Origin of the sequence: Stenotrophomonas sp. B2, from assembly GCF_014947095.1 — a bacterium.
Taxonomy (GTDB): domain Bacteria; phylum Pseudomonadota; class Gammaproteobacteria; order Xanthomonadales; family Xanthomonadaceae; genus Stenotrophomonas; species Stenotrophomonas maltophilia_P.
In genome coordinates, this window is the sequence record NZ_JADCQA010000004.1 from 170,851 (window position 1) to 190,004 (window position 19,154).

The following is a 19,154-nucleotide window of genomic DNA, read 5'->3' on the forward strand; positions in this document are numbered from 1 at the left end:
CAGCATGGGGGCACCGGCGGTGGCTTTCAAGCCATCGCTTCGGCCAGCTTGCGTCGGGCCGCGGTGTCGCCCTTGCCACTGGCGGGATCCCCGCTTTCGGGTGCAGGCAGGGCCGCCAGCGGTGCGCTGGCATGGATCAGGCGTCCATTCAGCTGGGCCCCGGCGTTCATCTCCACCACCTCGTAGTGGACATTGCCGTTGACCCGCGCGCTCGGGGTCAGTTCGACCTTTTCGGTGGCGTGGACATCCCCCTCCAGGCGGCCGCTGATGACCACCACCTGGGCACGGATCTCCCCTTCGATCACGCCATGCTCGGCGAGCGTCAGGGTCGCGGTGCTGGCGCCTTCGGCGGCGATCACCTTGCCATGGATGCGACCTTCCACGTACAGGCCACCACTGAACTCCACATCACCGCGGATCACCACCTGGTTGCCGATCAGGGCATCCACCACCAGCTGGCCGTCACGGTTGGATTTGCTGTTTCCGAACATCTGCCTACTCCCCTTTGCTGGCCGGCGCGCCGGCCTGTTTCCAGTCGAATACCTGGGTGGCGCCCCCCGCACCACTCCCCAATGTCACCCGCACGCGTTGCGGAGTGAAGTCAGCCGGCAGCATCACGCTGCCGGTGAGCTGCTGGAAGTACCGGAACGAGTAGTCCTGTCCCGGCACCTTGCTGCGCTGGTGCAGATCATCCCAGCTGATCGTGGCCAGCTTGCCGTTCTTCACGCCTTCCACGGTGAAACGCATCTGCCCCTGGCTGATGGCCCCGCGGTTGAGGTTCTGGGTCAGCACGGCGGTGTACTGCCAGGTGCCGGCCGATTCCGGGCTGAACTCGATCGAGTGGGTGTTCAGGCCCTTGCGCTGGCTGGTCGAACCGACCAGGCGCTCATAGAAGGCGACGTCCGCGCGCAACCCGGCGATCTCTTCGTCGCGCTCGGCGAGCGAGGACTGCACTTCGTTGTTGGCGGCGCGGCTGATGCGGTCGGAGGCTTCCAGCGTGGCCTGCTTCTGGCGCAGTTCGGTCAGCTGCGCCTGCAGGCTCTCGGCACGCTTCTCGGCCGCCTGCAACCGTTGTCCCTGCTCGCCACGCGGCGCCCCCATCCAGCAGCCTCCGATCGTGGCCAGCACCAGGCTGAGCAGCCAGATGCCTCCAATCACCCACAGGCGACGGCGGTCCGCGGGCGGATGTGACGCGCCGGGCAGGCGGACCTGCACGCGCATGGGAGGACGGTTGGTCATGGGTAGATCCCGTGGCATCGCGGGCGCGACACCGGCACGGCCCGTGTGGCAAACGACGGGCTAGTGTATGACAGGATCGGCAGGATTCCTGCGCTGGAGGCGACCGAGGTCTGTGGCGTTCAGGCACGCCATCGTCGATAGTGTGGCCCCTCGCACAGTTCCGCCATCGGAGCATCGCCATGACCGAAGCCCACCTGTTCGTGATCGGCATCCTGCTGGCCTGGCTGGCCGGCATCCGTGTCTACCTCACCGTCTTCGGTGTCGGCCTGGCCGGCCTGCTCGGCTGGGTCGACCTGCCGCCCGCCCTGCAGGCGACCGAGTCGTGGTGGGTGCTGGGTACCTCAGCGGCGCTGGCCGTGACCGAGTTCTTTGCCGACAAGATTCCCGGCGTGGATTCGGTCTGGGACCTGGTGCAGACCCTTGCCCGGGTCCCCGCCGGCGCCTTCCTCGCCGCCGCCACCCTGTCGCCGGATGGGCAGCTGGGTACCGGTGCGCTCGCTGCCGGCGCCGGCGTAGCCCTGGCCAGCCATGGCCTGAAGGCGGGCACCCGTGCCCTGCTCAACACCTCGCCGGAGCCGGCCAGCAACTGGGTCGCCTCGATCGCCGAAGACACCGTGGTGGTTGGCGGCCTGGCATTGGCCCTGGCACACCCGTGGATCGCGCTGGTCGTGGTGCTGGCATGCAGCCTGGCCGGCGCATTGCTGGTCTGGCTGGCATGGCGCGCTCTGTGGCGCGGCGTGCGTTGGCTTGCCCGTGCCGGCAACGGCACTGACCGGCAACAGCCACGCACCGGATGAACGCCGGGCGTGTCGCATAATGGCTGCGATCATCAGGAGCCCCCATGGCCGCAATTGAATCCCCCGCAGGCGTCCGCCCGGGTCGCGCTGAAACGCCACCGGCCGATCATTGGCAACGCTGGGCCACTGCGGTGGTGGACGCGGGTGCCTCCCCATCGGTTCCGTCCAGCGTCGCTGACAGTGGGCCTGCCTCCGGCGGTGCTCCGCCGCCGCTGCCGGGCGTCACCTCACAGCCCGAGGCGGGCAACCACGACCCGGCACCGGCGCCGGCGGATTCACCCTACCGCGTGCTGATCGTCGAGGACGACCGTGCGCAGGCCCTTTTCGCGCAGAGCGTGCTGCACGGCGCCGGCATGCAGGCCATCGTGCTCAGCGATGCCGAAGGCGTCCAGCAATCGATCAAGGACCATCGCCCTGACCTGATCCTGATGGACCTGCACCTGCCCGGCCTGGACGGCATGCGGCTGACGGCGATGATTCGCCAGCAGCCCGGCCTGCAGTTGCTGCCCATCGTGTTCCTCAGCGGCGATCCCGATCCGGAGCGCCAGTTCGAAGTGCTCGACAGCGGTGCCGACGACTACCTGAGCAAGCCGATCCGGCCGCGGCACCTGATCGCGGCGGTCGCCAACCGCATCCGCCGTGCCCGCGCGCAGGCGGCAACCTTGCCCGGCGCCGCCGGCACGCCGGCCACCAGCAATCCTGAAACCGGCCTGCCGACGCGCCATCATGTGCTGCAGCAGCTCAATGCCGCCCTGGCCCACCATGATCGTGGCGGCCTGTTCTTCATCGAGGTGGCCAGCGCGCTGGGCCTGCGCGAGCGCTATGGCTACGCTGCGTTCGAACGGCTGATGGTGCAGGCCGGACAGCGCTTGGCCGAAGCCGGCCATCCGCACCTGCTGGCGCGCCTGAACGACAACAGTTTCCTGCTGCTGGCGCGTGATGCCGATGAGGACAGGCTGGAGAGCGTGGCCGCCACCCTGCGCGAGCAGCTCTCCGCGAGGGCCTTCGTGATCCGCGATGACGAATCGGTGCACCTGCGTGGCGTGGTCGGCTATGCACCGCTGTCGCCCGGCTTCGAGGATGCCGCCAGTGCGCTGGAAGCCGTCGAGCGCACGACCCTGCAGGCGCGCCTGCTCAGTGCCGGCGTGGCCGGCCACGTGCATCGGCAGGCCATCAGCGAACAGGAGCATCTGGCCCTGCTGGAAGGCCAGCTGGAACTGGCTTACCAACCCATCGTCGCCGTCGCCGGTGGAGGCAGCGCGCAGTACCAGGTCCTGCTGCGGCTGCGCCAGGCCGACGGCACCGTGCTGACCGCCGGCCAGGTGATTCCGGCCGCCGAAGCCGCCGGCCGCATCGCCGACCTCGACCAGCAGGTGCTCGATCATGCGCTGGGCCTGCTGGATCTGTACCGGCATGCCACCCAGCCGCTCAATCTGTTCGTCTCGCAGTCGCTGCGTACCCTGCAGCGCGACGCCTTCGCCGACTGGCTGCTGGAGTCGCTGCAGCAGCGCGACCTGCCAGGCAGTGCGCTGGTCATCGACGTGCGCCTGCCTGATGCGCTGATCCACACCGTGCCGCTGCAGCAGTTCTGTCAGCGCATGGCGCAGGCCGGCGTGCGCTTCTGCCTGAGCCAGTTCGAGCCCGGCAACGATGCCGACGCGCTGCTGGGCCAGCTGCCGCTTTCGTTCGTACGCATGGCTGCACGCTTCTCCAGCAGCCACGCCAATCCAGGCACGCGCGAAGAACTGCGCAGGGCGATCGAGCGGGCGCACGGCGCCGGTCTGCAGATCATCGGGCAGCAGATCGAAGATCCGCAGGCAGCGGCCGCGATGTGGGTGGGAGGGGTCGACTACATCCAGGGCAACATGGTGCAGTCCGCCGGCAGCGACCTGAACTTCGACTTCCACAACGCGGTGCTCTGACATGCCGCTGTGGGCGGTGCTGCTGGTGGCCCTGGCCGTGGCGGCCATCGCGCTGCTGCTGGCGGGGCTGCGCCTGCGCACGCGCAGCCAGGCGCTGGCCGCACTGCAACGGGATCGTGCCGCGCTGGCCAGCGAGCGCGACCAGCTGCGCCACACCACCGAGCGCCAGGGCCAGCTCGAACAGCAGTTGCTGCAGGCCAAGCAGGCGGCCGAGGCGGCGGTGCTGGCCAAGGGCGAGTTCCTGGCCACGATGAGCCACGAGATCCGCACGCCGCTCAACGGCATCCTGCCGATGCTGGAGCTGATCGCGCGTGGCCCGCTGGGCGAGGATCAGCGGCAGATGCTGGCCACCGCATCGGCCAGCTCGCAGCAGCTGCTGCGTATCGTCGACGACATCCTCGATTACTCGCGGTTGGAAGCACAGGCACTGGAGCTGGAGATCACCAGCTTCAATCTGCGCGAGCTGCTCGACGCCGTGGTGCAGCTGATGCAGCGCGCTGCCGACGCCAAGGGACTGGCACTGGTGCTGCAACTGGATCCCACGGTCCGCCTTCCCGTGCGCGGCGATCCGGTGCGCCTGCGCCAGGTGCTGAGCAACCTTCTGGCCAATGCCATCAAGTTCACGGCACGCGGCCAGGTGCAGCTGCGCGTGCAACGGCTGGGCGAAGGTCCGGCCCAGCACCAGTTGCGCTTCGAAGTGATCGACACCGGCATCGGCATCGACGAGGCCCAGCAGGCACGCCTGTTCCAGTCCTTCAGCCAGGCCGATGCGTCGACCACCCGCATCTATGGTGGCACCGGCCTGGGCCTGGCCATCTGCAAACGCATCATCGACCTGATGCACGGCCACATCGGCGTCCAGTCGACCCCCGGCCAGGGCGCCCGCTTCTGGTTCGAGATTCCGTTGTTGAAGGTTCCCGGCGACCTGCCGGCGATGGCACGCGCACCGGCCACCCTGCTGCTGTTCAGTGCCGACAGCCACCTGCAGGCGCGCATCGAACGCATTGCCGCCCATCACGAGCTGCAGGTGCAGGTCATCGACGGGATGGACGCGCTGGCCGAGCGGCTGCGAGCCGTGCCCCGCCCCGGGCACGCTGCGCCGGCCTGGCTGCTGATCGATGCGCCTGCGCGCCGCAGCGGCGGAACCCGCCTGCGGCAGGCGCTGGCTGCGCGCGGTGAGGACGACACGCTGCAGGTGCTGTGGCTGCAGGACGAGCCGCTGCCCGCGCAGGAGCGCCATCGCCAGCTGCCGGTCGCCTTCGAGGATGCCGCCCTGCACGCCCTGCTTGCCACGCCCACCGCCAGCGCGCGCCCGTCCGCCTGGCTGGCTGCCGCCGAAGAGGGCCAGGCACCGGCTGCCCTGCCAGCGCTCGGTCTACGCGTGCTGCTGGTGGAGGACAACACGGTCAACCGCATGGTGGCCGAACACCTGCTGCGGGTATTCCAGTGCGAGGTCCGCAACGCCGCCGATGGCGAGCAGGCACTGGTCGCGCTGCGCGAAGGCGGTGTGGACGTGGTGCTGATGGACTGCCAGATGCCGGTGCTGGACGGTTACGCCGCGACGCGCCAGTGGCGCGAGGAAGAGATCGCAGCCGGAGGCCGGCGCCTGCCGATCATCGCCATGACCGCCAATGCCATGGCCGGTGATCGCGAACGCTGCCTGCGAGCAGGCATGGACGATTACCTGTCCAAACCGATCGCGCGCGACACGCTGCACGCGCTGCTGCTGCGCTGGGGCCCCAAAGCCCTCCCCACGCCGGCAGTTCCGGCGGCGGCAGCGAAGGCCGGTCCAGAACCTGTCGCCCACCCGGTTCTGGACCGGAACGTGCTGGACGAGCTGCAGGCGGTCATCGGTGATGCCGCCACGCAGATCGTATCGGTGTACCTGGAAGACGCACCGGCGATGGTGCAGGCGCTGCAGCAGGCGGCGCAGGACCACGATGGCCAGCGCCTGCAGGCAGTCGCGCACAGCCTGAAGTCCTCCAGCGCGAATGTCGGCGCGATGTCGCTGTCGGCGGTCGCACAGCGGATCGAGCACGAGGCCCGCGCCGGCAGTCTGCAGCGCCCCGCCGTTGCGGTTGCGCTGCTGGTGGCCGAATTCGCCCGGGCACGGGTGGCGCTGGGCGGGTACCTGGCACAGCATCGCGCCGGCCAGGCGGGCTGACTCACTCTTCGAGCTTGCTCAGCAGGTACTTCGGTTCGCCGATGCGCTCGATCAGGTCCAGCTGCGTTTCCAGCCAGTCGATATGCTCTTCCTCCGAATCGAGGATCTTCACGAACAGCTGGCGGCTCACATAGTCGCCGACCGAATCGGCATAGGCCACCGCCTCGCGCAGGGTGACCACGCCATCACGCTCGAGCGAGAGGTCACACTGCAGGATCTCGGTCGGGTTCTCGCCGATGCGCAGCTTGCCCAGCGCCTGGAAGTTCGGCAGTCCTTCAAGGAACAGGATGCGGTCGGCGAGCATGTCGGCATGCTTCATCTCGTCGATCGATTCCTTGTACTCATGCTCGGCGAGTTCCTTGATGCCCCAGTTCTTCAGCATCTTGGCGTGCAGGAAATACTGGTTGATCGCGGTCAGCTCGTTGTAGAGGACCTTGTTGAGGAATTCGATGACCTTGGTGTCGCCCTTCATGGGGATACTCCTGCACGCTGAAAACGCAGGCACTTTACCGCCTTGCGTGCGGTCGTGAAGGAACGCGAATCGTGCGCATTGGCCTGTGCGGCCGCACGTGAGGGATGCGCAGGCGCGGTATCAACGCACCGCGGAAAAGACAGTCAGGCGACCTGGGCGAGACCGAGTACCGGCAGCGGCAGATCGTGGGTGGCGCGTGCCTTGGCCAGCAGCTCGCCGGCCATGTCCAGGCAGGACCCGCAGGTAGCGCCGCATCCGGTGCGCATGGTCAGCTCGGCCACCGACGTCACGCCATGGCTGGCGGCTTCGCGGATCTGGTGGTCGGTGACTCCGTTGCAGATGCAGACGTACACAGGCGGGAACCGGGCTGACAGGCCAGAAGCGGCCTGGTCGCTATTCCAATGGAAACGAGAATGGTTGTCAATCAGAGACCTGAACCATTCTCGATACCGTTCAGGCGGTCAGCTCGTCGGTCCTTCCTGCGCCTTTTTTGGCCAGTAGCCCCTGCTGCGCGGCCGCTTGCGCGGACGGTCGTGGCCCGCGGTGTTGCCGGGCATCCACGCTTCCGCTGCGCTCTTCGGCATGGCCGTGACGCCCTGCCCCGCCACCCCGCGCGCGAGCGGCGCCAGGTGTCGCAGCGCGCGCGCGTAGACGCCGCGCTTGAACATCACCACATGCTCCACCGGATACCAGAAATCCACCCAGCGCCAGTGGTCGAACTCCGGCGAATCGGTATGGTCCAGGCACACATGGGATTCGTCACCGGTCAGGCGCAGCAGGAACCAGACCTGCTTCTGGCCGATGCAGACCTGCCGTTCATTGCGGCGGACCGCCCGCGCCGGCAGCTTGTAGCGCAGCCAGCCGGGCGTTGCCCCCAGCACTTCCACGTGCTCAGGCAGCAGGCCGGTCTCTTCCTGCAGTTCGCGATACATGGCCTCGACGGGCGTCTCGTCGGTGTTCATCCCACCCTGCGGGAACTGCCAGCCATCCCGGCGCACGCGTCGTGCCCAGAACACCTGCCCGTCCTGCCGCATCAGCACGATGCCGACGTTCGGTCGATAGCCGTCCGGATCGATCACGATGCGGACTCCTAAAAAATCTACTGGTCAGGACTATCCCACGCCGCCTGTCAGGCGACAAGCGCGGCACAAATGTGTTGACAGTCCCACGGCGTATCAGCAGAATAGCGGGCTCACCAAGGCTATGTAGCTCAGCCGGTTAGAGCACAGCACTCATAATGCTGGGGTCGGTGGTTCGAGTCCACCCATAGCCACCATGCTGAAGTTGTTTTTCAGCGTGAAAAGTGAGAAAATAGTTACACGATACATTGCCCCGTCGCCAAGCGGTAAGGCACCTGACTCTGACTCAGGCATTCGGTGGTTCGAATCCATCCGGGGCAGCCAAATTAAACGCAGAAGGCCAGATCGAAAGATCTGGCCTTCTGCGTTTAATTTGGTCGCGCATTCCACCTTATCCCCGCGCCTGTCGGCGCACCCCCTTGAACATCAAGGGGGCTCCCCTCCAGAGAGAACCCTGGGGTCGGATCCTTCTCGCAGGCAAAAGCTCTGACCCTACCCTCTCCAATGCACAACCCCGAAACGGCAAAAGCCCGGCCAAAGCCGGGCTTCTGCTTTTTCCAACCAGCGGGCTCCCGGAGGAGCCCAGCCAGGCGCAGTGGATCAGCGCTTGGAGAACTGGGTGGCGCGACGGGCCTTGTGCAGACCGACCTTCTTACGCTCGACTTCACGGGCGTCACGGGTCATGAAGCCAGCCTTGCGCAGCTCGGACTTCAGGGTTTCGTCATACTCGACCAGCGCACGGGCGATGCCCAGACGGATCGCACCGGCCTGGCCGGTGGTGCCGCCGCCGGTGGCGGTGACCAGGATGTCGAAGCTTTCGGTGTTCTTGGTCAGCTCGAGCGGCTGGCGCACGATCATGCGCGCGGTCTCACGACCGAAGAACTCGTCCAGCGGACGGCCATTGACGGTGATGTTGCCCGAACCCTTGCGCAGGAACACGCGAGCGGTGGAGGACTTGCGGCGGCCAGTGCCGTAGTTTTGAGTGATAGCCATGATTAGATATCCAGAACCTGCGGCTGCTGTGCGGCGTGCGGATGCTCAGTGCCGGCGTAGACCTTGAGCTTGCGGTACATCTGGCGACCCAGCGGGCCCTTCGGCAGCATGCCCTTCACGGCGATCTCGATCACGCGCTCCGGGTGGCGCTCCAGCGCCTGGGCCAGGGACTCGGTCTTCAGGTTGCCGATGTAACCGGTGAAACGGTGATACATCTTGTCCTGCAGCTTCTTGCCGGTGACGGCAATCTTTTCTGCATTGATGACGACCAGGTAGTCGCCGGTATCAACGTGCGGGGTGTAGACCGGCTTGTGCTTGCCACGCAGACGGCGGGCCAGCTCGGTGGCGAGACGGCCCAGGGTCTTGCCCTCGGCGTCGACGAGGTACCAGTCGCGCTGGACGGTCTCGTTCTTGGCAGTGAAAGTGCTCATGAAGAACTCTAGGTTAGGTCGGGCTCATTGCGGCGAAGGACTCGCCGGAACTCTGCCACGCGTTGTGAAAGGTGAAGCGCAAGAGGCGGGATTGTACGCAGGTCCAGGCCCCGGCGCAAGCCGCCCCCTGTCCCGGGTTGGCAGGGGCGCGGGCGCGGGCGAGAATCGGCGGGTCTCCCGCCCCACCGTATCGCCATGACCGTGCTCCGCCAGACCACCCCGCTGGACCACCTGCTGACCGAAGCCCAGCGCGCCCTGGACACGGTGTTCGGCAACCCGCCGGCCAGCCGCCCCTATCCGGCGGTGGACACCGACGAGCCGGGCATGGACGCCCGCCAGCGCCGCCATGCGGCCGGGCTGATGCGGATCAACCACGTCGGCGAGGTCTGCGCGCAGGGCCTGTATTTCGGCCAGGCCGCCGTGGCCCGCGACCCGGCCACCCGCGAGCATCTGCTGGAGGCAGCGCAGGAGGAAACCGACCACCTGGCGTGGTGTGCCACCCGCCTGGCCGAACTGGACAGCCGGCCGAGCCTGTTCAACCCGCTCTGGTACGCAGGCAGTTACACCATCGGCACCCTGGCCGGGCTGCGCGGTGATGGCTGGAACCTGGGTTTTGTGGTCGAGACCGAACGCCAGGTCGAGGCCCACCTGGATGAGCATCTGGTCGATCTCCCGGCCGCCGACCTGCGCAGCCGCGCGGTCATCGAAGTGATGAAGCAGGACGAGGCCCGGCATGCGGACCATGCCGAGCAGGCCGGCGCCCGCCGCCTGCCCTTCCCGATTCCGGGGGCGATGGCGCTGGCCTCGAAGGTGATGAAGACCATCGCGTACCGCCTCTGAACGGCCGCCGCGCATGGCCCGGCGCTGCCGGCAACGCGGCATCGGACGCCTCAGCGCCGGCTCAGTTCGGCGACACCAGCTTCAGGCCGATCACACCGGCGACGATCAGGCCCACGCAGGCCAGGCGGGCCGGTGAAGCACTGTCGTTGAACAGGTAGATGCCCAGCACTGCCACGCCCATGGCCCCGATGCCGGTCCAGATGGCATAGGCCGTGCCGACCGGAATGCTCTTCATGGCCTGGCTCATCAGGTACAGGCTGATCAGCGCGGAAACGACCGTGGCGGCCGTGGGCAGTGGCTTGCTGAAGCCTTCGGAGTACTTCATTCCAAGCGCGAAGCCGATCTCGAACAGGCCGGCCAGCAGCAGGTAGATCCAGGGCATGGGTGGGGGTCCTTACCTAGTGGTTGAAAAACGAAACGGCCCGGTGTCTTCACACCGGGCCGTAGGTCGGTACATCGCCGTGGAACTATGAATTGCGCAGCACGCAGGTTCCACGGGGCGGGTCGTCCCGCCTGGGTGACGATGCCTGCCGGCATCGCACAGGGGTATTACTCGGACAGGTTGCGACCGTGGAACAGCTCTTCGATCTCGCGCTTGAGCAGCGCCTCGATCTTCATGCGTTCCTTGAACGACAGGTTCCTGGCCTTTTCCTCGAACAGGTACTGATCCAGGTCGAAGTCCTTCAGGTGCATCTTCGTGTGGAAGATGTTCTCCTGGTAGACGTTGACGTCGAACATCTCGTAACGCGACTTGATGTTCTTGGCCAGGAAGTTCTGGATCGAATTGATCTTGTGATCGATGAAGTGCTTCTTGCCCTTCACATCGCGGGTGAAGCCACGGACGCGGTAGTCCATGATCACGATGTCCGATTCCAGGCTCTCGATCAGGTAGTTCAGGGCCTTCAGCGGCGAAATGACGCCACAGGTGGCCACGTCGATGTCCGCGCGGAACGTCGCGATGCCTTCCTGCGGATGGGTTTCCGGGTAGGTATGGACGGTGATGTGGCTCTTGTCCATGTGCGCGACCACGGCGTCGGAGATCAGCTCCTTGCCCGCCAGCTTCTTGTCGATCACCGGCTCTTCGGAGATCAGGATGGTCACCGAGGCACCCTGCGGATCGTAGTCCTGGCGGGCCACGTTCAGGATGTTGGCGCCGATGATCTCGGCGACATCGGTCAAGATTTGAGTCAGCCTGTCGGCGTTGTACTCTTCATCGATGTATTCAATGTAACGCTGACGCTCCTCTTCGGTGCGCGCGTAACACACGTCATAGATGTTGAAGCTCAGCGCCTTGGTGAGGTTGTTGAAACCCTGCAACCTCAGGCGAGGCAACGGCTTGACCACGGCGGTCGATTCCTGTGTAAGAAGAGAAAGGGTGAATTATGGGGCAAACCGCCCCCGGGGGGAACGTGAAGACGCAAGAGTTCTGGCACACTGTTTGCCCTTAACAATTGCGCTGGTTAAGCTCCGCTATCGACCCCGTGAATCCGTTCATGCGCAGAGGGAGCGCCCCTATCGTGTCAACCGTGCGCCTAGCTAGCAGTCCACTGGCCCTGGATATCGCAACAATCGATCGTTTCCTGGCGCACAGCCACAGGCGGCGATATCCCACCCGGACCGACGTCTTCCGACCTGGAGACCCGGCGGGAACCCTGTATTACGTCATCAGCGGCTCGGTTTCGATCATGGCCGAGGAAGATGACGATCGTGAGCTGGTGCTGGGCTACTTCGGCGCCGGCGAGTTCGTCGGCGAGATGGGCCTGTTCGTGGAATCGGACCGCCGCGAAGTGATCCTGCGGACCCGCACCGCCTGCGAGCTGGCCGAGATCAGCTACGAGCGCCTGCATCAGCTGTTCCTTGGCCCGCTGTCGGCCGACGCGCCGCGCCTGCTGTACGCGCTGGGCCAGCAGATCTCCAAGCGTCTGCTCGACACCAGCCGCAAGGCCAGCCGCCTGGCGTTCCTGGACGTCACCGACCGCATCGTGCGCACCCTGCACGATCTGGCCCAGGAGCCGGAGGCGATGAGCCACCCGCAGGGCAGCCAGCTGCGCGTCTCGCGGCAGGAACTGGCGCGCCTGGTCGGCTGCTCGCGTGAGATGGCCGGCCGCGTGCTGAAGAAGCTGCAGACCGACGGGCTGCTGCATGCCCGCGGCAAGACCGTGGTGCTTTACGGCACCCGTTGAACGTTCAGCACCCGGTGGGTGCGGACCTTGGTCCGCACTCCTTCGCGCGCTAGGCTCGGTGCATGGAACTGAGCAGCGAATTCTGGTGGTTCATTCTCATCGGCCTCGGTGCGCAGCTGGTCGATGGCGCGCTGGGCATGGCCTTCGGCCTGGTCTCCTCGTCGGTGATGCTGAGCATGGGACTGCCGCCGGCCCAGGTCAGCGCCAGCATCCACACCGCCGAAGTGTTCACCACCGGCGCCTCCGGTGTGTCGCATCTTGCGGCTGGCAATGTCGATAAGCGCCTGTTCGTGCGCCTGGCGCTGCCCGGCGCGATCGGGGGTGCGATCGGTGCCTATGTACTCGCCCAACTGCCCGGCGATTTCATCCGCCCGTTGATCTACCTGTACCTGCTGGTGCTTGCCATCGTCATCCTGGCCCGTGCTGCCGGGCGCTGGATGCCCAGCGGCGAGATCCGCCGCGTGCCGGTTCTGGGCTTCTTCGCCGGCCTTCTGGACGCCAGCGGCGGCGGTGGCTGGGGCCCGATCGCCACGTCCACCCTGCTGGCGCGTGGTGGCCAGGCCCGTACCACCATCGGCACGGTCAACGCGGCCGAGTTCGTGGTCACCCTGACCATCTCGGCCACCTTCCTGCTGTCGATGGGGGTGCAGCACCTGCAGATCGTCGCCGGGCTGCTGATCGGCGGCATGATGGCCGCGCCGGTGGCCGCGATCCTGGTCAAGCGGGTCAAGGAACGCTGGGTACTGGTCGCGGTTGGCGTGCTGGTACTGGGCATCAGCCTGTTCCAGATCGGCCACGCGGTGACCGGGTACCTGGCGCGCTGACCGCGCTCCGCGCTCGCCGGGCATGGCCCGGCGCTACCGGATGGCGTGCGGATTCGCCGGGCATGGCCCGGCGCTGCGGGATGGCGTGCAATGGCACGGCGCCATCGGGCGGCAAGGGGTAGCACCGGGCCATGCCCGGCGGGCCCGGTGGATCAGGCCTTGTCGCCGCCGCGGTCGACGCAGCCCCAGTTGAGGATGCGGGTGCCCGCCGGCAGTACGCTGCGGAAGAACGCCACCTTGCCCGGCTTCGGGTTGACCACTACCGGCGCCTTCGCCGCCAGCAGCAGCGGCAGATCCGCAGTGCTGTCGGAGTAGGCAATGTCGATGTCGCCATAGCCACGTTCACGCAGCATGCGCATCTTCTCTTCGTTGTGGCAGTGACGGGTCGGCCCCACCCCTCCCAGGCGCGGCCCGACCTCCGTGCCGATGACCGGCACGTCCTGGTGCGCAACGAAGGCCAGGATCGCGCGGGCCAGTTCGGGCGGGGCGCCCGTGGCCACCACCACGCGATCCCCCTTTGCACGGTGCGCGGCGAACACCTCCAGCGCCTGCGGCAGCAGCTTGGCGCGCATCTGCGCCTCGTTCCTGATCACGTAGGCGTCGATCACCCGGTTGAACTCGCGCGCACGATGCAGGCCGAAGCTGCCGATCCACACGTAGATCGAAATGCCGGCACGGCGGGTCGGCAGCATCGCCACCATCGGCCCGGCGATCGGGGTGACCAGCAGCGCCGCGAGCATGCGCAACGGGTTGCGCTTGATCAGCGAGGCGAACAGGTGCGTGCCCGAATCACCGTCGTACAGGGTGTGATCGAAGTCGAAGACCACCAGCGGCGCATCCGCGCGTGGCGTCGGGTAATGCGTTTTCATGCCGCGAAGAATAGCTGACGCAGGCCCTCGCCCGGCTCTTCCACGCGCATGAAGGCCTCGCCGACCAGGAACGCGTGGATGCCGGCATCACGCATCAGCGCCACGTCCTGGGGCCCGAGGATGCCGCTCTCGGTCACCAGCAGGCGGTCGCGCGGCACGGCCAGGCGCATGTCCAGGGTGGTCTGCAGCGAGACCTCGAAGGTGCGCAGGTTGCGGTTGTTGATGCCGATCATCGGCGCCGGCACCTGCAGCGCACGCTCCAGCTCGTCGATGTCGTGCACTTCCACCAGCACGTCCATGCCCAGCGACAGTGCCAGTTCCGACAGCGTGGCCAGCTGGGTATCGTCCAGCGCCGCCACGATCAGCAGGATGCAGTCAGCGCCCAGCACGCGCGCCTCGTACACCTGGTAGGCATCGATCACGAAGTCCTTGCGCAGCACCGGCAGCGTGCAGGCCTCGCGGGCCTGCTGCAGGTAGGCGTCGGCGCCCTGGAAGAAATCCACGTCGGTCAGCACCGACAGGCAGCTGGCGCCGCCGAACTCGTAGCTGACCGCAATGTCGGCCGGACGGAAGTCCGGACGGATCACGCCCTTGGAGGGGCTGGCCTTCTTCACTTCGGCGATCACCGCGGGGTCGCCGTTGGCCACGGCGGCCTGCAGCGCACGCACGAAACCACGCACCGGCGGGGCGCCGGCCAGGGCGGCCTGCAGCTCCTCGAGCGGGCGCTGGGCGCGGCGCTGGGCTACTTCTTCGGCCTTGCGGGCCAGGATCGTCTGCAGGATGTCGCTCATCGTCTTCGGTTCGGTGCGGGGGCGGTGAGGACGGCCATTATCGGCCATCGACGGGGTCAGGCTGAACCACGCGCTCAGGCAACCAGCGCGCGGGTGGTCTCGATGTACTGGTGCAGGCGCTGGCGGGCGCTGCCATTGGCGATGGCGGCGCGGGCACGGGCCAGGCCGTCACCGATGTCACTGGCCACGCCGGCCACGTACAGCGCGGCGCCGGCATTGAGCGCGACGATGTCCAGCGCGGGGCCGGGCGCGTTGTCCAGCACCGCGCGCAGCAGGGCGATGGACTGCTCCGGGCCATCCACGCGCAGGTTGCGGCTGGCCGACATGGCGATGCCGAAGTCCTCCGGGTGGATCTCGTACTCGCGCACCCTGCCGTCGCGCAGTTCACCCACCAGGGTGCCGGCGCCCAGCGAGATCTCGTCCATGTTGTCGCGGCCCCAGACCACCATGGCGCGCTCGGTACCCAGTTCGCGCAGCACGCGCGCCTGGATACCCACCAGATCGGGGTGGAACACGCCCATCAGCACCGACGGTGCGCTGGCCGGATTGGTGAGCGGGCCGAGGATGTTGAAGATGGTGCGCACGCCCATCTCGCGGCGCACCGGCGCCACCACCTTCATCGACGGGTGGTGGATCGGCGCGAACATGAAGCCGATGCCGGTCCGCTCGATGGCCGCGGCCACCTGCTCCGGCTGCAGCTCGATCACCGCGCCCAGCGCCTCCAGCGCGTCGGCGCTGCCGGACTTGGACGACACGCTGCGGTTGCCATGCTTGGCCACGCGCGCGCCGGCAGCCGCCGCGACGAACATCGCGCAGGTGGAGATGTTGAAGGTATGCGAACCATCGCCCCCCGTGCCGACGATATCGACCAGGTTGGAGGTATCGGCCACCGGCACCGGCCGGGCGAATTCACGCATCACGGTGGCCGCCGCGGCGATTTCGTCCACGGTCTCCTTCTTCACGCGCAGGCCGGTGAGGATGGCTGCCGTCATCATCGGCGAAACATCGCCACGCATGATCTGCCGCATCAGGTCGACCATCTCGTCGAAGAAGATCTCGCGGTGCTCGATGGTGCGGTGCAGGGCTTCCTGGGGGGAGAAGCTCATCGGGATTGCTCCTTGGACTCAGGCGGCCGGTCGCTGCAGGAAATTGCGCAGCAGGGCGTGGCCGTGTTCGGTGAGGATGGATTCGGGATGGAACTGCACGCCTTCCACCGGGAAGTGGCGATGGCGCAGGCCCATGATCTCTTCGATCGAGCCGTCGTCGTTCTCCGTCCAAGCGGTCACTTCCAGCACATCGGGCAGGCTGTTCTTGTCCACCACCAGCGAGTGGTAACGGGTAGCCTGGTAGCGGTCCGGCAGGCCGGCGAAGACGCCCTTGCCTTCATGGCGGATCGGCGAAGTCTTGCCGTGCATGATGTTGCCCGCGCGGATCACCGTGCCGCCGTAGACCTGGCCAATGCCCTGGTGGCCCAGGCAGACACCGAGAATCGGCGTGGTCGGGCCCAGGCGTTCGATCAGCTGCAGCGACACACCCGCCTCGTTGGGCGTGCACGGGCCGGGCGAGATGACGATGCGTTCGGGCTTCTGCGCGGCGATCTCATCCACGCTCATTGCATCGTTGCGCACCACCTTCACCTCGGCACCCAGCGTCTGCAGGTACTGCACGAGGTTGTAGGTGAAGCTGTCGTAGTTGTCGATCATCCACAACATGGTCAGGTTCCGTCGCTTATCGGGAGTGGGCGTACACGTGGGTGCCGCACAGGGAGAGGGCCAGGTACAGCAGAAGGTGCCGCAGCGCAGGCCACGGCGCAGGGCGCCTTACAGGCCCTTGGCAGCCTGGGCGACGGCGCGGAACAGCGCGCGGCCCTTGTTCATCGTCTCGTCCCATTCCTTGTCCGGGTCCGAGTCGTAGACGATGCCGGCGCCGGCCTGCACGTACAGGCGGCCGTCCTTGATCACCGCAGTGCGGATCGCGATCGCGGTATCGGCATCGCCGTGCCAACCGATGTAGCCGATGCTGCCGGCGTACACATTGCGCTTGATCGGCTCCAGTTCGCGGATCACTTCCAGCGCGCGGATCTTCGGTGCGCCGCTGACGGTGCCGGCCGGGAAGGTGGCGCGCAGCACGTCGGCATAGCTCAAGCCCGGCTGCAGCTGCCCGGTCACCTCGCTGACGATGTGCATGACGTGGCTGTAGCGTTCAATCACGAACTGCTCGCCCACTTCCACCGTGCCGGCCTTTGATACGCGACCGGCATCGTTGCGGCCGAGATCGATCAGCATCAGGTGCTCGGCACGTTCTTTCGGATCGGCCAGCAGCTCGGCTTCCAGTGCCAGGTCCTGCTCGACGGTGGCGCCGCGCGGACGCGTGCCGGCGATCGGGCGTACGGTGACTTCGCCGTCCTGCAGCCGCACCAGGATTTCCGGCGAGGAGCCCACCACCTGCAGGTCGCCGACATCGAGGAAATACATGTACGGCGACGGGTTCAATGCGCGCAGCGCGCGGTACACGTCCACCGGGCGTGCCTTGAACGGCACGCTCAGGCGCTGGCTGAGCACCACCTGGAAGATGTCGCCGGCGCGGATGTATTCCTTGCTGCGCTGGACCGCATCGACGAAGCCATCGCGGGTGAAACCGGAGACGAAATCGGATTCGTCCAGCACATCGCTGTTGAGCGGTGCGGGATAGCCGGCACCCGGTGCACGCAGCTTTGCGGTGAGCGCATCAAGGCGCGCCTGCGCCTGCTCGAACGCGCCGTGGACGCGCGGGTCCGCGTGCACGATCAGGTACAGGCGGCCCTTGAGATTGTCGAATACCGCAAGCTCGTTGGAGTGCAGCAGCAGGATGTCCGGCGTGCCCAGTTCATCGCGGCCGGCCGGCGGTGCCAGGCGCGGCTCGATATAGCCGATGCACTCGAAACCGAACCAGCCGACCAGGCCACCGGTGAAGCCCGGCAGGCCCTCCAGCTTCGGCACCGAGTGGGCGCTGCGCAGCGCCTCGACTTCGGCAAACGGGTCGGCCACCTCGCGGGTTTCCACCACCTGGCCGTCTTCGCGCACGGTCAGCGTATGGCCATGGAAGGCATACACGCGGCGCGCCGGCAGGCCAATGATCGAGTAACGACCAAAGCGTTCGCCGCCTTCGACGGATTCAAACAGGTAGGTATTGGGGCCGTCGGCGAGCTTCAGGTAGACCGAAAGCGGCGTGTCCAGGTCGGACAGCACTTCGCGAACAACGGGAATGTGGGTGTGGCCTTCAGCGGCCTGCAGCTGAAACTGAGCGTGCGAGTTCAAGACGACTTTCCTTCCGGGACACAGCGTTATGGGGGCGGACGACGGCAACGGGCCACCATCGCCACCAACGGCGTGCGGAAGAAAGGGTATGCGGGGTCGTCAGGCTGGACACCCCTTGACTGTATCGCAGCTTGGACGGGAGTGGAACCCCGCAGCGCCAGGCGTGGCAGCCACCTTACGTGGCCAGCAGCGGGCAATCGGCCGGCAGATGCATGCGCACCCGGCCAGCCACGCAGTCGATGCGGAACCGCCGCGCCTGCACCGGCTCACCGTCCAGGTTCAGGGTCAGTGGCTGCGCCGACTCGAGCTGCAGCCAGGGCAGCCGGACGCGGGTGGCCACCCGTTCCAGCGCCGCTTCCTTGCCACCGGTCAGCATCTGCCCCAGCGTCGACGCCACCTCCCCCTCCAGTTCGGGTACGACGGTGACATCCAGCAGGCCGTCATCGATCAGTGCCTGTGGGCACAGCTGCTGGCCACCACCGGCCTGCCGGCCGTTGCCGATCCCCAGCGCGATGAAGCCGCCTTCCCAGGCGAAGTCCGGACCGTGCAGACGCGCGGTAATCGGCTCTATCCGCCCCAGCTTGGCGATGCCGGTGATCACGTAGGCCAGGCCACCGAGCATCTTCTTCAGGCCGGCATCGGTTTCCACGGTGACCTGCGTGCCGAAACCGCCACTGGCCAGGTTGGCGCACCACCAGGGCGTGCCATCGGCATCCACGCGCAGCAGATCGATGGCATGTGCCGTGGTCTGCCCGATCAGCGCGAGCGCGGCCTCCGGCTCGGTCGGAAGGTTCGCCGAGGTGGCAAAGTCATTGGCCGTGCCCATCGGGACCAATGCCAGCGAAGGCAGGGCATCGGCGGATTCATCGCGGTGGGCCAGCGTTTCGGCCACCGCACTGAGCGTGCCGTCGCCGCCTGCCGCCACGATCACGTCTACCCCGTGGTCGATGGCCTCAGCCACGTAACGCTCGGCGTCACCTTCTTCCCAGGTGACACGTACCTCCAGCTGCACGCCCCGCTCCCGCCAATGGTGCACCGCGTCGCGCAGCTCGTCATTGCCTGCGGACTTGCCGTTGAGGATCAGGCGCCAGCGCGGTGCGGTCATGCGGGGATTCCGGTGTGGGGGGGGCACAGGCTAGCAACGCACCGTTTGCCGGCAGTGAATGTCACACGCGTGTCATTCAGCTCCCGGAGAATGGAAGGCCATAGCAGGGACGACGGATGGAGGCAGGATCAGCCTCCCACGCATGCAGC

21 protein-coding genes and 2 tRNA genes are annotated in these 19,154 nt (G+C 66.9%); 8 read left to right on the forward strand and 15 right to left on the reverse strand.

Annotated elements, in window-relative coordinates:
* Nucleotides 1–26: 26 nt before the first annotated feature.
* Both IMX13_RS05910 and IMX13_RS05915 read right to left on the reverse strand, forming a co-directional pair.
* Complete coding sequence (locus tag IMX13_RS05910; RefSeq protein WP_053515596.1) at nt 27–491, reverse strand: polymer-forming cytoskeletal protein; 465 nt, start codon at nt 489–491, stop codon at nt 27–29.
* 4 nt (nt 492–495) lie between these two features.
* Nucleotides 496–1,239 (reverse strand): DUF6776 family protein, encoded by a 744-nt coding sequence (locus IMX13_RS05915; protein ID WP_053515594.1) that lies wholly within the window; start codon nt 1,237–1,239, stop codon nt 496–498.
* A gap of 179 nt (nt 1,240–1,418) precedes the next feature.
* Between IMX13_RS05915 and IMX13_RS05920 the strand changes: the two genes are divergently transcribed.
* Genes IMX13_RS05920 through IMX13_RS05930 form a run of 3 tightly spaced genes read left to right on the forward strand, consistent with a single transcriptional unit; the run spans nt 1,419 to nt 6,122 of the window.
* Nucleotides 1,419–2,036, forward strand: coding sequence for a DUF4126 domain-containing protein (locus IMX13_RS05920; RefSeq protein WP_053515592.1), 618 nt, complete (start codon nt 1,419–1,421; stop codon nt 2,034–2,036).
* 44 nt (nt 2,037–2,080) lie between these two features.
* Nucleotides 2,081–3,958 carry an EAL domain-containing protein gene (locus IMX13_RS05925; RefSeq protein WP_128988417.1) on the forward strand — a complete coding sequence of 626 codons (1,878 nt, stop codon included), beginning with the start codon at nt 2,081–2,083 and terminating at the stop codon, nt 3,956–3,958.
* A gap of 1 nt (nt 3,959) precedes the next feature.
* Nucleotides 3,960–6,122 carry an ATP-binding protein gene (locus IMX13_RS05930; protein ID WP_193396010.1) on the forward strand — a complete coding sequence of 721 codons (2,163 nt, stop codon included), beginning with the start codon at nt 3,960–3,962 and terminating at the stop codon, nt 6,120–6,122.
* Between the two features lies 1 nt (nt 6,123).
* Here IMX13_RS05930 and bfr read toward each other — a convergent pair whose 3' ends face one another.
* The 3 genes from bfr to IMX13_RS05945 form a co-directional block, all read right to left on the reverse strand.
* Nucleotides 6,124–6,594, reverse strand: a complete 471-nt coding sequence (bfr, locus tag IMX13_RS05935; protein WP_005414691.1) for a bacterioferritin — start codon at nt 6,592–6,594, stop codon at nt 6,124–6,126.
* 143 nt (nt 6,595–6,737) lie between these two features.
* Nucleotides 6,738–6,947, reverse strand: a complete 210-nt coding sequence (locus tag IMX13_RS05940; protein WP_032951724.1) for a bacterioferritin-associated ferredoxin — start codon at nt 6,945–6,947, stop codon at nt 6,738–6,740.
* Nucleotides 6,948–7,055: 108 nt separating this feature from the next.
* Nucleotides 7,056–7,673 carry an RNA pyrophosphohydrolase gene (locus tag IMX13_RS05945; RefSeq protein WP_053515586.1) on the reverse strand — a complete coding sequence of 206 codons (618 nt, stop codon included), beginning with the start codon at nt 7,671–7,673 and terminating at the stop codon, nt 7,056–7,058.
* Between the two features lie 120 nt (nt 7,674–7,793).
* Between IMX13_RS05945 and IMX13_RS05950 the strand changes: the two genes are divergently transcribed.
* Together IMX13_RS05950 and IMX13_RS05955 are read left to right on the forward strand one after the other, a co-directional pair.
* Nucleotides 7,794–7,870 (forward strand) — tRNA-Met (locus IMX13_RS05950).
* A gap of 52 nt (nt 7,871–7,922) precedes the next feature.
* Nucleotides 7,923–7,997 (forward strand) — tRNA-Gln (locus IMX13_RS05955).
* 276 nt (nt 7,998–8,273) lie between these two features.
* Here IMX13_RS05955 and rpsI read toward each other — a convergent pair.
* Both rpsI and rplM read right to left on the reverse strand, forming a co-directional pair.
* The gene (gene rpsI, locus IMX13_RS05960) at nt 8,274–8,666 is read right to left on the reverse strand and encodes a 30S ribosomal protein S9 (protein WP_053515585.1); all 393 of its coding nucleotides are present in this window, start codon (nt 8,664–8,666) and stop codon (nt 8,274–8,276) included.
* A 2-nt stretch (nt 8,667–8,668) separates the two neighbouring features.
* Nucleotides 8,669–9,097 carry a 50S ribosomal protein L13 gene (rplM, locus tag IMX13_RS05965; protein WP_005414692.1) on the reverse strand — a complete coding sequence of 143 codons (429 nt, stop codon included), beginning with the start codon at nt 9,095–9,097 and terminating at the stop codon, nt 8,669–8,671.
* A gap of 195 nt (nt 9,098–9,292) precedes the next feature.
* Between rplM and coq7 the strand changes: the two genes are divergently transcribed.
* Entirely contained in the window at nt 9,293–9,937 is a 645-nt protein-coding gene (coq7, locus tag IMX13_RS05970; protein WP_053515583.1) for a 2-polyprenyl-3-methyl-6-methoxy-1,4-benzoquinone monooxygenase, read from the forward strand.
* 61 nt (nt 9,938–9,998) lie between these two features.
* Here the strand turns inward: coq7 and sugE are convergent, their stop codons facing one another.
* A complete protein-coding gene (sugE, locus tag IMX13_RS05975) occupies nt 9,999–10,319 on the reverse strand; it encodes a quaternary ammonium compound efflux SMR transporter SugE (RefSeq protein WP_005411314.1) in 321 nt (106 codons plus the stop codon).
* Between the two features lie 167 nt (nt 10,320–10,486).
* Nucleotides 10,487–11,281 (reverse strand): adenosylmethionine decarboxylase, encoded by a 795-nt coding sequence (gene speD / locus IMX13_RS05980; protein WP_019661504.1) that lies wholly within the window; start codon nt 11,279–11,281, stop codon nt 10,487–10,489.
* A 149-nt stretch (nt 11,282–11,430) separates the two neighbouring features.
* Here speD and crp point away from each other — a divergent pair, with 149 nt between their 5' ends.
* Both crp and IMX13_RS05990 read left to right on the forward strand, forming a co-directional pair.
* Nucleotides 11,431–12,120 carry a cAMP-activated global transcriptional regulator CRP gene (crp, locus tag IMX13_RS05985; RefSeq protein ID WP_010482649.1) on the forward strand — a complete coding sequence of 230 codons (690 nt, stop codon included), beginning with the start codon at nt 11,431–11,433 and terminating at the stop codon, nt 12,118–12,120.
* Nucleotides 12,121–12,182: 62 nt separating this feature from the next.
* Nucleotides 12,183–12,944, forward strand: a complete 762-nt coding sequence (locus IMX13_RS05990; RefSeq protein WP_065181533.1) for a sulfite exporter TauE/SafE family protein — start codon at nt 12,183–12,185, stop codon at nt 12,942–12,944.
* Nucleotides 12,945–13,096: 152 nt separating this feature from the next.
* Here IMX13_RS05990 and IMX13_RS05995 read toward each other — a convergent pair whose 3' ends face one another.
* The 6 genes from IMX13_RS05995 to yegS all read right to left on the reverse strand — a co-directional run bounded on the left by IMX13_RS05995 (nt 13,097) and on the right by yegS (nt 19,005).
* Nucleotides 13,097–13,813, reverse strand: coding sequence for a haloacid dehalogenase-like hydrolase (locus tag IMX13_RS05995; protein WP_053515578.1), 717 nt, complete (start codon nt 13,811–13,813; stop codon nt 13,097–13,099).
* A complete protein-coding gene (gene trpC / locus IMX13_RS06000; protein ID WP_065174378.1) occupies nt 13,810–14,604 on the reverse strand; it encodes an indole-3-glycerol phosphate synthase TrpC in 795 nt (264 codons plus the stop codon). Before trpC ends, IMX13_RS05995 begins: the two co-directional genes overlap by 4 nt.
* Nucleotides 14,605–14,678: 74 nt before the next feature.
* Complete coding sequence (gene trpD / locus IMX13_RS06005) at nt 14,679–15,710, reverse strand: anthranilate phosphoribosyltransferase (RefSeq protein WP_193396011.1); 1,032 nt, start codon at nt 15,708–15,710, stop codon at nt 14,679–14,681.
* An 18-nt stretch (nt 15,711–15,728) separates the two neighbouring features.
* Nucleotides 15,729–16,316, reverse strand: a complete 588-nt coding sequence (locus tag IMX13_RS06010) for an aminodeoxychorismate/anthranilate synthase component II (protein WP_065181530.1) — start codon at nt 16,314–16,316, stop codon at nt 15,729–15,731.
* A gap of 108 nt (nt 16,317–16,424) precedes the next feature.
* Nucleotides 16,425–17,900: an anthranilate synthase component I gene (trpE, locus tag IMX13_RS06015; protein ID WP_065174375.1), complete on the reverse strand. Its 1,476-nt coding sequence runs from the start codon at nt 17,898–17,900 to the stop codon at nt 16,425–16,427.
* Nucleotides 17,901–18,075: 175 nt separating this feature from the next.
* Nucleotides 18,076–19,005 carry a lipid kinase YegS gene (yegS, locus tag IMX13_RS06020; RefSeq protein ID WP_193396012.1) on the reverse strand — a complete coding sequence of 310 codons (930 nt, stop codon included), beginning with the start codon at nt 19,003–19,005 and terminating at the stop codon, nt 18,076–18,078.
* Between the last annotated feature and the right edge of the window lie 149 nt (nt 19,006–19,154).